Origin of the sequence: Streptomyces sp. NPDC047061 (genome assembly GCF_040643955.1) — a bacterium.
Taxonomy (GTDB): Bacteria; Actinomycetota; Actinomycetes; order Streptomycetales; family Streptomycetaceae; genus Streptomyces.
This window is the reverse complement of record NZ_JBEYVI010000087.1, coordinates 1-12,514: the sequence shown is the minus strand read 5'-3', so window position 1 is coordinate 12,514 and position 12,514 is coordinate 1. Positions and strand designations below refer to the sequence as shown.

Annotated in this window: 11 protein-coding genes and 1 pseudogene; 3 read left to right on the top strand and 9 right to left on the bottom strand. The window is 73.0% G+C overall.

Translation table 11 applies throughout. The features are described 5' to 3' along the window. Positions 1-152: 152 nt before the first annotated feature. A complete protein-coding gene (locus tag ABZ887_RS50030) occupies positions 153-1,256 on the bottom strand; it encodes a hypothetical protein (protein ID WP_361306213.1) in 1,104 nt (367 codons plus the stop codon). Positions 1,257-1,462: 206 nt separating this feature from the next. Between ABZ887_RS50030 and ABZ887_RS50025 the strand changes: the two genes are divergently transcribed. Together ABZ887_RS50025 and ABZ887_RS50020 are read left to right on the top strand one after the other, a co-directional pair. Then, entirely contained in the window at positions 1,463-2,551 is a 1,089-nt protein-coding gene (locus ABZ887_RS50025) for an LLM class flavin-dependent oxidoreductase (protein ID WP_361306211.1), read from the top strand. Then, positions 2,548-3,195 (top strand): FMN reductase, encoded by a 648-nt coding sequence (locus ABZ887_RS50020; protein WP_361306209.1) that lies wholly within the window; start codon positions 2,548-2,550, stop codon positions 3,193-3,195. Before ABZ887_RS50025 ends, ABZ887_RS50020 begins: the two co-directional genes overlap by 4 nt. Before the next feature lie 48 nt (positions 3,196-3,243). On the opposite strand, the gene ABZ887_RS50015 is transcribed toward ABZ887_RS50020, so the two are convergent. From ABZ887_RS50015 to ABZ887_RS49980, 8 genes are all read right to left on the bottom strand, one after another. Then, complete coding sequence (locus ABZ887_RS50015; protein WP_361306207.1) at positions 3,244-4,113, bottom strand: LysR family transcriptional regulator; 870 nt, start codon at positions 4,111-4,113, stop codon at positions 3,244-3,246. An 88-nt stretch (positions 4,114-4,201) separates the two neighbouring features. Further along, complete coding sequence (locus ABZ887_RS50010; RefSeq protein ID WP_361306205.1) at positions 4,202-4,789, bottom strand: DNA starvation/stationary phase protection protein; 588 nt, start codon at positions 4,787-4,789, stop codon at positions 4,202-4,204. 217 nt (positions 4,790-5,006) lie between these two features. Further along, positions 5,007-6,233, bottom strand: coding sequence for an MFS transporter (locus tag ABZ887_RS50005; RefSeq protein ID WP_361306217.1), 1,227 nt, complete (start codon positions 6,231-6,233; stop codon positions 5,007-5,009). A 262-nt stretch (positions 6,234-6,495) separates the two neighbouring features. Further along, complete coding sequence (locus tag ABZ887_RS50000) at positions 6,496-8,109, bottom strand: MFS transporter (RefSeq protein ID WP_361306203.1); 1,614 nt, start codon at positions 8,107-8,109, stop codon at positions 6,496-6,498. Beyond that, positions 8,106-8,846 carry a YoaK family protein gene (locus tag ABZ887_RS49995; protein WP_361306201.1) on the bottom strand — a complete coding sequence of 247 codons (741 nt, stop codon included), beginning with the start codon at positions 8,844-8,846 and terminating at the stop codon, positions 8,106-8,108. Before ABZ887_RS49995 ends, ABZ887_RS50000 begins: the two co-directional genes overlap by 4 nt. Beyond that, positions 8,827-9,357 carry a DoxX family protein gene (locus ABZ887_RS49990; RefSeq protein WP_361306199.1) on the bottom strand — a complete coding sequence of 177 codons (531 nt, stop codon included), beginning with the start codon at positions 9,355-9,357 and terminating at the stop codon, positions 8,827-8,829. Before ABZ887_RS49990 ends, ABZ887_RS49995 begins: the two co-directional genes overlap by 20 nt. Before the next feature lie 49 nt (positions 9,358-9,406). After that, entirely contained in the window at positions 9,407-10,069 is a 663-nt protein-coding gene (locus tag ABZ887_RS49985; protein ID WP_361306197.1) for a hydrolase, read from the bottom strand. Between the two features lie 112 nt (positions 10,070-10,181). Beyond that, positions 10,182-12,050 carry an amidohydrolase gene (locus ABZ887_RS49980; RefSeq protein WP_361306215.1) on the bottom strand — a complete coding sequence of 623 codons (1,869 nt, stop codon included), beginning with the start codon at positions 12,048-12,050 and terminating at the stop codon, positions 10,182-10,184. Positions 12,051-12,386: 336 nt separating this feature from the next. Here ABZ887_RS49980 and ABZ887_RS49975 point away from each other — a divergent pair. Beyond that, a pseudogene (locus tag ABZ887_RS49975) lies at positions 12,387-12,514 on the top strand (esterase); the annotation flags it as partial.

The following is a 12,514-nucleotide window of genomic DNA, read 5'->3' as shown; positions in this document are numbered from 1 at the left end:
TCTTTGTGTCGCGGTGGGGGTGGGGGGGGGGTGGGCGGTCCGGCCCCCCCCCGGCCCCCGCCGTATCCGGGACGTGCTGCGACCTGTCGACCGCGGCGCCGTCGTGGCTGGTCGCGCAGTTCCCCGCGCCCCTTACGGGGCGCCCTGCCTCCTCAGCGGCGCAGCAGGTACTTGTGCTGGCCGGACAGGACCAGTTCGCCCCGCTGGTTGTGGACGGTGGCCGCCGTGGTGACGACCCCGGTGCCGTCCTCGGCGGCAGTGGGTTGGGAGGGGGAGCTCATGGGATGTCCTCGGTCGGGGCAGTGGAGGCGGGTGGTGAGGAGGTTGGGGTCCTGTTGCGTGACGTAGGCGGCGTCGGCGACGTACACCTCGTTGCTCCGGACGGCGATGGACGTGGGGTTCTGCAGGCCGTCGGTGTGGTCGAGGACGACGGTGCGGCTGCCGTTCCCGGACACCAGGGCCACCTCGCTGCCGGCGTTGAGTGCCGCGAGGAGCTGGTCGCCGTGGCCCGTGAACGCGAAGTCGTCGACGCCGGTCAGGCCGGTCGCGACGGTGCGGACCGCGCCGGGGGTGCCGTCGTGGCCGACCGGGATGCGCAGCAGGGTCCCGTGGTCGAGGTTGCTCACCCACACGGCTCCGTCGTGCACCTTCACGCCGTTGGCTCCGAGGAAGCCGGCCGGGGCGAGGGCGGCGCCGGTCGCCCACACCTCGGGGGATCCGCCGGTCGCGGGTATCCGCCAGATCCTGCCGAGCACCGAGTCGGCGGCGTACAGCTGCCCGGCCGACCGGTCCAGGGCCAGGCCGTTGGGCAGCGCGTCGGCGGGCAGTGCCGCGATGCGCTCCGGGCTGCCGCCGGGACGCAGCCGCCAGACACCGGTGAGGTCGGCGGTGCCGGTGGCGTAGAGGAAGTACAGGGTGTGGTCGGGGCCTTGGACGATGCCGCCGAGGAAGGGGGATCCGAGGACCGGGGTGCGGGCGTCCGCGGGCGGCGCGGGAAGTGTCGCGAGGACGCGGACCGTGCCAGTGCGCTCGATCACCGCGACCTGGCGGGAGAAGGCGAAGGTGACCGCGGCGGCGCCGCCCGGAAGGAGGGCGAGGTTCTCGGGCTGCTGTCCCGCGGCGAGGTCGAGGTGGGCGACGAAGGACGTCGGCGTGAGCGGCGGGCGGGCCGCGAGGGCCGCGTCCGCGCTCGTGATCGTGGTGGCGAGCGCCGTGGTGCCGACCACGGCGGCGGCAAGAACTCTGCGAAGCTGCATGGCCCCGAACGTAGGCAGCCCCGGCCCGTCGACATGCCTCGTCGCGCACGGCGTCGCGCCATACAGCGCCAGGGCCCGGTGGCAGGGCACTGGAGGGTCCGTTCCGGTGCGCGCACGGTCATGGCGGCCGGGAGGACGACGGCTAGCGTTCGGCGCATCCCACGCATGCGCGACGCAACTCGCCGGAACCGGAAGACGACAAACCCATGCAATTCGGAATCTTCACGGTCGGTGACGTGACGACCGACCCGACCACGGGACGCACTCCCTCGGAGCACGAACGCATCAAGGCCATGGTCGCCATCGCCCTCAAGGCGGAGGAGGTCGGCCTCGACGTCTTCGCGACCGGCGAGCACCACAACCCGCCGTTCGTGCCCTCCTCCCCGACCACGATGCTCGGCCACATCGCCGCCCGCACCGAGAAGCTGATCCTGTCCACCGCCACGACGCTGATCACCACCAACGACCCGGTGAAGATCGCCGAGGACTACGCGATGCTCCAGCACCTGGCCGACGGCCGGGTCGACCTGATGCTGGGCCGCGGCAACACCGGCCCCGTCTACCCGTGGTTCGGGCAGGACATCCGGCGGGGCCTCGACCTCGCCAAGGAGAACTACGCCCTGCTGCGCCGCCTGTGGCGCGAGGACGTCGTCGACTGGGAGGGGACGTTCCGCACCCCGCTCCAGGGGTTCACCGCCACCCCCCGCCCGCTGGACGGCGTACCGCCGTTCGTCTGGCACGGGTCGATCCGCTCGCCCGAGATAGCGGAGCAGGCCGCCTTCTACGGCGACGGCTTCTTCCACAACAACATCTTCTGGCCGGCCGACCACACCCGGCGCATGGTCCAGCTGTACCGGCGGCGGTACGCCTTCCACGGCCACGGCCGGCCCGAGGAGGCGATCGTCGGGCTCGGCGGCCAGGTGTTCATGCGGAAGAACTCCCAGGACGCCGTACGGGAGTTCCGGCCCTACTTCGACAACGCGCCCGTCTACGGGCACGGGCCGTCCCTGGAGGACTTCACCGAGCAGACCCCGCTGACCGTGGGCTCCCCGCAGCAGGTCGTCGAACGGACGCTGACCTTCCGCGAGTCGGTCGGCGACTACCAGCGGCAGCTGTTCCTGATGGACCACGCCGGGCTGCCGCTGAAGACCGTCCTTGAGCAGCTCGACATCCTGGGCGAGGAGGTCGTACCGGTCCTGCGCAAGGAGTTCGCGGCCGGGCGGCCGGCGGACGTGCCCGCGGCACCGACCCACACCTCCCTGGTCGCCGCCGCCCGGCAGGAGGCCGCCGCATGAGCGCCATCGCCCCGGCCGGCGGCCGCCCGGTGCGGCTCGTCGCCGTCTCGGCGGGACTGAGCACCCCGTCCGGCACCCGCCTGCTCGCGGACCGGCTCGCCGAGGCCGTCCACGGCGAACTCGGGCCGCGGGGCCACGAGGTGGAGAGCCGCGTCGTCGAGCTGCGCGAACTGGCCGTCGCCATCGCCAACCACCTCGTCACCGGATTCCCGCCGCCCCCGCTGGCCGCCGCCATCGACGCGGTGACGGGAGCCGACGGCCTGATCGCCGTGACCCCCGTGTTCAGCGCGTCCTACAGCGGGTTGTTCAAGTCGTTCTTCGACCTGATCGACCCCGGTGCCCTCACCGGCAGACCGGTCCTGATCGCCGCGACGGGCGGGACGGCCCGGCACTCCCTGGTCCTGGAGCACGCGCTGCGGCCGCTCTTCGCCCACCTGCGCGCCGTCGTCGTACCCACCGGCGTGTACGCGGCGTCCGAGGACTGGGGGACCGGCGGCGACGCGTACGCCGAGGGGCTGCCCGCGCGCATCCGCCGGGCGGGCGGCGAACTGGGTGCCCTGATGGCCGCCCGGCCGGCCGATCCGGAGCCCGGGGACGAGATCAGCGCCCTCGAACGGCAGCTGTCCGACCTGCGGTTCGACTGACTCGGCTGATTTGGCGGATCCGGCTGATTCGACTGAGAAGAGCACGATTCAGGTGAGGTGGCGCAGCAGCGCCGCGACGGCCGCCGGGGGCTCCCCCGGCGGCCGTACCACCATCACCTTCCAGCTCGGCGCGTGTCGGGCGAACCGATAGGTCGTCAGGTCCGGGAAACGGCCGGCGATGGTCGGCGGCATGATGCAGACGCCGAGATCGGCCCGGACCAGTTCGGACGCGGCCACGATGTCGTTGACCTCGAAGGTCGTGGCGCGTTCGACGCCGGCCGCCCGGAACGCGCGGTCGGCCGCGTCCCGGATCGCCCAGCCGGGGGTGAACTCCACCTGCGGCAGCTCGGCGATGTCGGCCAGGTCGACCGTGCCCTCGGCACCGTTCGTGGTGAGACTCCGCAGGGGAGAGGCCACCAGAACCATCTCCTCACGGGCCAGCAGCCTGGTCACCAGACCGCGCTGCTGCTGGCGGTCCAGCGCCACCACCGCCAGGTCCACCGTGCCCTCGCGCAGCGCCTGCCGGATGTCGGTGACCGCCGCCTGCCGCAACTGGACCACCACCCGCGGGTGTTCGGCCCGCAGCGCGGCCAGCGCGTGGTGCAGGTTCGCCCAGACCCCCTGCATGGTGCCGACCGTCACCCGCCCGCGCAGCTCGCCCTTCGCCGCGTCGACCGCCTCGCGGGCCAGCTCGGCGGCGCGCAGGGCCTGCCGGGCCGCCGGGACGAACGCCTCACCGGCCGGGGTGAGCCCCACCCGGTGCGTGGTCCGGGTGAACAGCGGGGTGCCCAGCTCGCGTTCCAGGGCGCGGACCGTGCCGGAGACGGCGGACTGGACCACGTGCAGCCGCCGGGCGGCCGCCGTGAACCCGCCCGCGTCCGCCACGGCGACCACGACTTCCATCTGCCGCAGGTCCATGAGCTGCTCCCGGTGGCACGGCGCCCGCCTCGGTACGGCGGGGATCTCCGCCGCATCCTAGGCAGGCGGCCGCTGCTCCCGGGTTCTCTCAGGCGCGGACCAGGGGAGTGTCGACCAGGTGCTCCGCCAGGAACCAGGCCTGCAGCTCCCCGGTCCGGATCACCTGCGAGACCAGCAGGTCGTTGGTGCCGTCGTCGCCCGTCCCGGCGGCCCGGGCGGCCGCGTCGTGCGCGTCGACCAGGATCGTCTCGTGGGCCTCCAGGAGCCGCGAGAGCATCGCCGGGACCTCCTCGACGCCGTCCGGCGGACGCGGGACCGAGGTGATCTCGGCGACGTGCCGTGGGTCGCCCACCGCGACCCCGCCCAGGGTCTGGACCCGCTCGGCGAGCGTGTCGACGAGGGCCAGCTGTTCGCCCGCGTGCTTGTCCAGCAGCAGGTGCAGCTGGTAGAAGGTCGCGCCGCGCAGCAGCCAGTGATGCTTCTTGTAGAGGCCGTAAAGGATCTGCGTGTCCGCCAGGACCCGGTTCAGACGCTGGCTGGAGTACATCCGCGTCTCGTACGAGAGACCGAGGGGGAACTGCTTGACGGTCCCGAACTCCTGGATGACCTCGCCCTTCTGGTGCAGCCACGGCTGGCTGTGCTGCAGGGCCTTCCCGGGCTCGGAGCTGGTGGTCACGGTGCGCCTCCTGGCGGATGTCCGATGCGGCTGGATACGCGAGTGACGCTAGGCGCGGTGGCGGGGGAGGCGTTGCCCGGGAGCGCCCCGGCCGGCACCCCTGAGCGCACCGGGTTCCCTCCGGGACCGCACCGGGTTCCCTCTGGGACCGGTCGCCGTGCACGCACGGACGCGGGCCGGCCGCCGCGGCGCCCTATCGTCGGTGGCTCCGGCGGTCCTACGCCGAGCGCTTCGCGCCGGTCCGGCGCTCGGTGAGCCAGTACAGCAGGCCCAGCACCGGCAGGGCGGCCCCGAACATGCTGACCGCGCTCCAGCCGCCGGACCGGTAGGCGATCGAACCGAGCTGGGAGCCGAGGGCGCCGCCGATGAAGAAGATCGCGATGAAGGCGCTGTTCAGGCGGGCCCGGGCGAGGGGATCGAGTTGGTAGACGGTGTGCTGGCCGAGGATCAGGCTGGTCTGCACGGCCATGTCGAGCGCGACGGCCGCGAGCCCGATCAGGATGACGCTGTGCTGGCCGAACCCGGCGATCGCGAAGGCCACCGCGGCGACGCCGAACGCGGCACCGGTCATCCGCCGGGTCAGCCCGCGGTCGGCCCAGTGCCCGGCGAACGGCGCGACGGCCGCACCGGCCGCGCCGACCAGCGCGAACACTCCGACCCCGACGGCCGAGTAGCGGAAGTCGGGCCCGGTCAGGACGTAGGAGACGGTGGTCCAGAAGGCGCTGAAGGCACCGAACATCGCGGCCTGGTAGAGGCCCCGGCGCACCAGCGCCGGGTGCGTGCGGACCAGCGCCGCCGTGGAGCGCAGCACGTGGAGGTACGGCACGGAGGTGGTGGGCGCGTGCTGGGGGAGGGCCAGCCGCAGGGCCACGCCCAGCAGGGCCATCAGGACGGCCGAGCCGAGGTAGACGACCCGCCAGCCGGCGACGCTGGAGACCAGGCTGCTGAGCGTGCGGGACAGCAGGATGCCGGTGAGCAGCCCGCTCATCACCCGGCCCACCACCCGGCCCCGGGCGTGGTCGGGTGCCAGGCTCGCGGCGAACGGGACCAGGATCTGCGCCACCACGGAGGTGGCCCCGCTGACCAGCGAGGCGATCAGCAGCATCGGGAACCCGGTTGCGAGACCGGCCGCCACCAGGGCGAGCGTGGTGACCGTCAGGAGTGCGGTGACCAGGCTCCGCTTCTCCAGCCGGTCGCCGAGCGGCACCAGGAAGATCATGCCGATCACGTAGCCGACCTGGGTGAGCGTGATCAGCAGACCCGCGGTGGCCTCGCTGATGTGGAAGACACCGCGCAGCTCGGACAGCAGGGGCTGGGCGTAGTACAGGTTCGCGACCGTCATGCCGGAGGCGACGGCGAACAGCGCGATCAGCCAGCCGGGCACCCCGTCGGCAGCCTCGGCGGCGGCCTCCCGGCGCGGGGAGCGTATTTCGGACGACGACATCTCGGACACGGGACCTTCCTCACAGGAGGTGTTGCTCTCGTCATGCACGAGCGCTCCGGCACCCATCATGCTTCCCCCTTCAAGGCGATGGTTCGGGATGTCAGTCATCTCGATCAGAGATCGCACCCGCGCGGTCGCGCACCCGCGCGGTCGCCGCACCGCAACGAAATGAAAGGAATCCGCAGCGGCACGAGGGATTCGCCGACTCATCGACCTGGTCACCCCCGACGTCCTGCAGTGGCTCCGGACCCACCCCTGAGCCTCAGGGCCGCCGTATCGCCGGTCCCGCCGTCGTGTCGAATGCATGGGTCACCTCGGGCGCGGTGCCCGGGGTGAGCAGCGCGCGGGCCTCCTCCTCGAACCGGCGGTCGGTGGCCGTCAGCCGCACGTGGTGCTGGGCCTGGTGCTCCGCCCAGGAGGAGACCAGGTAGTTCTCGACGAAGCGCTCGGGGTCGTGGCCGTCCTGGTAGAGGCCCCAGGACAGGGCTCCGGTACGGCGCCGGGAGCGCGCCACGCGGTGCATGCGGTCCGTGAACTCGGCCTGCCGGTCCGCCGGGACGCGGTAGACGACGGAGACCAGGACCGGGCCGTCGGCCTCCCCGGGTTCGAACACCAGGGGAGGCGTCGGCCAGTGGTCGGAGGGCGCGGGGTCGATGCCCTCGGCATCCCGCAGCGGCCACAGCCGTACGCTGGCCGCGCTCAGCAGCATCGCGCCGCCGGCGATCAGCAGACAGGCGCTCAGCCCGAGCCAGTCGGCCACCGCACCCCACAGGGGCGCGGCCAGCGCCTGACCGCCCTGGAAGACCAGCAGGTAGACGGCGAGTCCGCGGGCCCTGACCCAGCCGGGGAGCCGGGTCTGCACGGCCGCGTTGAGCGTGGAGAGCACGGCGATCCAGGCGAGGCCCGCGGGCAGCAGGGCGAGCGCGACCAGCCACGGCACATGGACCGTGGCCAGCACCGCGAGCACCCCGGCGAACACCAGGGCGCCGGCCGCGAGGGTGCCGTTGGCGCCCAGCAGGCGACGGGCGCGGGGGAGCAGGAAGGCACCGCCGACCGCGCCGATGCCCACCGCCCCGAGGAGCAGTCCGTAGCCGCCCGAGCCGAGGCCGAGGGAGCGGCTCGCGGTCAGCGGCAGCAGGGCCCACAGGGCGGCGCCGCCGGGGATGAACAGGAGCGTGCGCAGCAGGATCCGGCGGACGCCGGGCGCGTTCCAGACGTAGCGGCGGCCGGCGTACAGGGCGGCCAGCAGCCCCTCGTTCCCGGCGGGCGGGACGGCGGCGGCGGCGGGGCGCCGCCACAGCAGCAGGACGGCCGCGATGCCCAGGTAGGACGCCGCGTTGAACGCGAAGACCCAGCCCGCGCCAGCCGCCGCGACCACCGCGCCGCCGAGCGCCGGGCCGACGGCACGGGCCAGGTTCATGTTCACCGCGCCCAGCGCCGCCGCCTGCCCGAGCCGCTCCCGCTCCACCAGCTCCGGCTGGATCGCCTGCCAGGCCGGGCCCATCAGCGCGGTGCCGCAGCCCAGCAGGAAGGTCAGGGCCAGCAGTGCCGTCGGCGACAGCGCGTCCAGGAACGCGAGCACGGCCAGCGCTCCGGACACCGCGAGCATCGCGAACTGCGCGGTCACCAGCACCACCCGCCGGTCGAACCGGTCGGCGACCACCCCGGAGGGCAGTGCGAGGAGGACGACGGGCAGGCTGGACGCGGTCTGTACGAGGGTCACCAGCGCGGCGCTGTCCCCGACCAGCAGCCACTGGGCGCCGACCGTCTGCATCCAGCTGCCGATGTTGGAGACCAGCTGGGCGATCCACAGTGCCCGGAAGACGCGTGCCGCGAGGGGCGCCCACGGGGACTCGGTGGCGGTGTCGGTCGTCATGCCGCTCCCGACCGGGTCCAGGCGGGGTCGCCGCCGGCCAGGCGGTGCGTCGTCAGGGAGGTGACGAACAGGAGCAGCAGGGCCAGGCCCAGGGTGAGCACCAGATGGCCGTGGAGCAGGAGCGCGGTTCCGACGAGCGCGCCGAGCAGCATGGCCAGGACGGACAGGATCCGGCGGCCGGGCCTGGGTGCGGCACCGCCCGCCGGACCGGAGTCCGCGGCCAGGCCCGTCAGGGTCAACGTCAGCACGGTCGTGGTCATGTCGGGGACGCCGAGGCGCCGGGCGACCGCGTTCTGCAGGCCCATGGCGAGTCCGAGGAACACGATCAGCGTGTACTGCACCCCGGTGCCGACCCGGCCGCCGCCGACCGCGGCGGCCACCACCGTGACGGCGACCAGCACGGTCTGCAGGGCCGTCGCCGTCTTCAGCAGGTGCCCGCGGTGGGCGGCGAACCGGGTGCCCAGCCGCCCGCCGGCCAGCGCCCCGGCCAGGAACGCGGCCAGCGCGACGACGGAGGCGAGAGCGGACAGGTTCACGGCGCCCGCCAGCGCGAAGCCCAGGAACACCACGTTGCCGGTCATGTTGGCGACGAAGACATGCCCGAGGGACAGGTAACTCACCGCGTCCACCAGCCCGGTGACCACCGTCAGCGTCAACAGCAGGGGAGGCAGCGGGCCGTGCCGGTCGTCCCGGGGCGGTACCAGGGTGTGGAGCGCGTCAGTCAGCAGCCTGCGCACGGGATGCTCCTTCCGCCGCGATGGTGGGGGCGCGGTGCAGCACCGCGCGGGTGAGCAGACCGCTCGTGGGACCGATCACGATCGCCGCGAGGACGAGCCACAGCGGCCACGGGGTGAGGCCCAGCGCGTGGTCGACGGACCACCGGCCGGGCCCGGTGAGGGACAGGGCCACCGAGACGACGACGAGGACCAGCGGATACTCGTACCCGTCGTTCTGCACCCACAGGCCCTTGGGCCACTTGACCGTCCCGGCGACCGTCATCACGCCCGTCGCGGCCATCGCGGCCAGCGGGGTGAGCAGCCCGGCGGCCAGGAACAGGCCGGCGCCGATCTGGCTGCCGCCCGCGACGACGGCGGTCAGCAGGCCGCCGCGGAAACCGTCGTGCCGGAACTCCTCCGTTCCGCCCACCAGGCCCTTGCCTCCGAGGTGGAAGCTCACCTTCTGCACTCCGTGGCCGGCGATGAGGAGCCCCGCCAGCAGCCGGAGGATCAGCAGCCCAGCATCATCCATGTCTTCCTGCCTGTTCCCGCCTGTTCCCGACTTGGTGAGTCACGTCCGGTCAGCCGGCCGCGTGCGCGCCGATCATGGTCTGGGCGTAGACCAGGCCGAGGCCGTAGGCGCCGCCGTGCTCCTTGACCACGTTCGTGACCGCCTCGTACGTCTCCGTACGGGCCCAGTCGCGCTGGAGCTCCAGGAGCACCTGGACCCAGGTGACCGGCGCGGCGCCGGCCTGGACCATCCGCTGCACGGCGTGCTCGTGGGCCTGCGGGGTGACACCGCCGGACGCGTCGGCGACCACGTAGACCTCGTACCCCTGGGCGATGGCCGAGAGCACCGGCAGGACCACGCACACCTCGGTCCACAGACCGGCTATGACGAGCTTCTCGCGGCCGGTCGCCCTGACGGCCTCGACGAACGCCTCGTCCTCCCAGGCGTTCATCGTGGTGCGGTCGATGATCTTCTGGCCCGGGAAGACGTCCGCGAGCTGCGGCATGATCGGGCCGGAGAACGACTCGGCGGCGACCGTGCTGAGCACGACCGGTACGCCGAACGCCCTGGCGGCCTTGGCCAGGCCCAGGGTGGAGTTGACGATCGCGGTGCGGTCGCCGCTGCCGGTGCCGAAGAACATCTGCGGCTGGTGGTCGACGAAGAGGACTGCGCAGTTGTCGGGAGTGAGGAGGGCGGGGCCGGGGGTGGCGGTGACGGTGGTGATGTCGGGCATGGGATGCCTTTCTTTTGTGGTTACAGGGGGTGAAAGTGCCTAATGGGGTGGCGGGATCGGCCGTCGGGCGAGTGCCGGCGCGTGGGGGCTGGTCGCGCAGTTCCCCGCGCCCCTAAAGGGGCGCGCCGAAGCAGGGGTCTGTCGGGAAGGGGCCGTCGGTAACCGCTAGCAGGCCGCGGCGGATGCGCCACTCGCGGTGGAGGGCGGACTCCGCTGCCGCCTCTGCCAAGGCGTGTGCCTGGCGTACGCCTGTGGGCTGGTAGCCGCCGAAGTGCGCCACCGGGCTCCACTCGGGGGTGATGGCCGGCAGCTCCTCGTCGAGGCCCTCGTACTCGCCTGCGGCGTAGACGATCCGGCCGCCGGTGACCGTGAGCAGCGACTCGATGTGGGCGATCTCCGGTTCGGGCACGGTGAAGTAGTCGTCGGAGAGGATCGCGAGGTCCGCGTAGAACCCCGGGCGCAGGACGCCCTTGACCCCCTCCTCGCCCGTCAGTTCGGCGCCGGCCCGGGTGAACATGCGCAGGGCCGTCTGCCGGTCGACCCGGTTGGACGGGTGACGGAGCACCAGGTCGCCGACGTTGCGGCCGCTGATCAGCCAGTGCAGGGCGACCCACGGGTTGTAGCTGGAGACCCGGGTGGCGTCGGTGCCGGCGGCCACGGCCAGCCCGCGGTCCAGCATCTCCCGGATCGGCGGCGCGTCGGCCGCGGCACCGGGGCCGTAGCGGCGCAGGAAGGCCTCGCCCTGGAAGGACAGCCGGTTCTGCACGGACATCGCACCGCCGAGCGCGGCCACCCGGTCGAGGCTCTCGGCCGACACGGTCTCCGCGTGGTCGAACAACCACCGGTTCCCGGCCGGGAAGAGACCCTCGGCGGCCAGCTTCTCGAAGACCGCGAGATCCCGGCGGATCGTCTCGTCGTACGTGGCGTGCAGCCGGAACCCCCAGCCGTTCTCCATGAGAAGACGCACCGCCTTCTCGAACTCCGGCTCGTAGTCGTCGTGTTCGGGACGAGGCTGGTTGAAGTTCTCGAAGTCGGCCGCCGCCCAGGTGAGGTTCTCGCCCGCGCCGTTGAGGCGCAGCCACTCGTCGCCGTCGCCGTAGTCCGCCATCTCGATCCAGCGGGTGAGGTCGGCCACCTCCTGGCCCGCGGTCTGCGGGAAGAGGTGGTAGGCGATGCGCAGCGACAGCTCACCGGCCTCGGCCAGCTCGACGACGGTGCTGTAGTTCTCGGGGAAGTTCTGGAAGCCGCCGGCCGCGTCGATCGCCGAGGTCAGCCCGAAGCGGTTCAGCTCGCGCAGGAAGTGCCGGGTCGAGGTCTTGCGGTGCGCCTCGTCCAGGACCGGCGCCTTGGCCAGCGTCGAGTAGAGGATGAGGGCGCTGGGCGCGGCCAGCAGCATGCCCGTCGGCTCCCCGTCCCGGCCGCGCACGATCTGGCCGCCCCGCGGGTCGGGGGTGTCCTTGTCGAATCCGGCGGCCTTCAGCGCCGCCCGGTTGAGGACGGCCGACTGGTACAGGTGCAGGACGAACACCGGGGTGTCCGGGGCGGCGGCGTTCAGCTCGGCGACGGTCGGCAGCCGCCGTTCCGCGAACTGTTCCGCCGACCAGCCGCCCACCACCCGCACCCACTGGCCCTTCGGGGTCCGCGCGGCCTGCTCGCGGAGCATCGCGAGGCTCTGGCGCAGCGTGGGCACGCCGTCCCAGCGCAGCTCCAGCACGTAGTTGAGCCCGCCGCGGATCACGTGCAGATGGGCGTCGTTGAGGCCCGGGATCACCCGTCGCCCGAGCGCGTCCACGACCTTGGTGGCCGGGCCGATGTACGGGGCCACGTCCTTGTCGTCGCCGACGACCGTGACCATGCCGTCCCGGACGGCGAGCGCCCCCGCATGCGGGCGGCCCGGATCACCGGTGTGGATTTTCGCGTTGCGCACGACGAGCTCTGCGGGATCGTCGACGGCCTGGGGAACCAGACCGCCGACCGGCATGGAGGACACGCTTTCGGGACCCCTTCCGGGATGGAATTGCGGTGCCGGCCTGTCATTTCGCCGTCGAATCGGAGGCGAGCCGCGACCGTCGAGCCGTCACGCTAGATCCGCTCCCGGCCGCGGTGTGTCCCGTGCGCGCACTCGCACCGGCCCCGCAGCGCACCGGCCCCGCAGCGCACCGGTGTCCGCGCGTGTGCTGCCGGGCCGGTGGGCGCGTGCGCTGCGGGGCCGGTGGGCGTGCGCTGGGGGGCAACTGCCCGGCGTACGGCGCTCCTACGGTGAACCGCGGCGGCGCCGGATCGCCCGGTGTGCCTCACGCAATCCCAGGAGACTCGCATGTCCGAAGCCTTCACGCCCGTCACGCCGGTGCTGGAGCCCGCCGCTCAGGCCTTCGTCGAGGCCACCGCCAACCCGCCCTACCTCTTCGACCTCGCCCCCGCCGAGGGCCGCAAGGCCGTCGACGA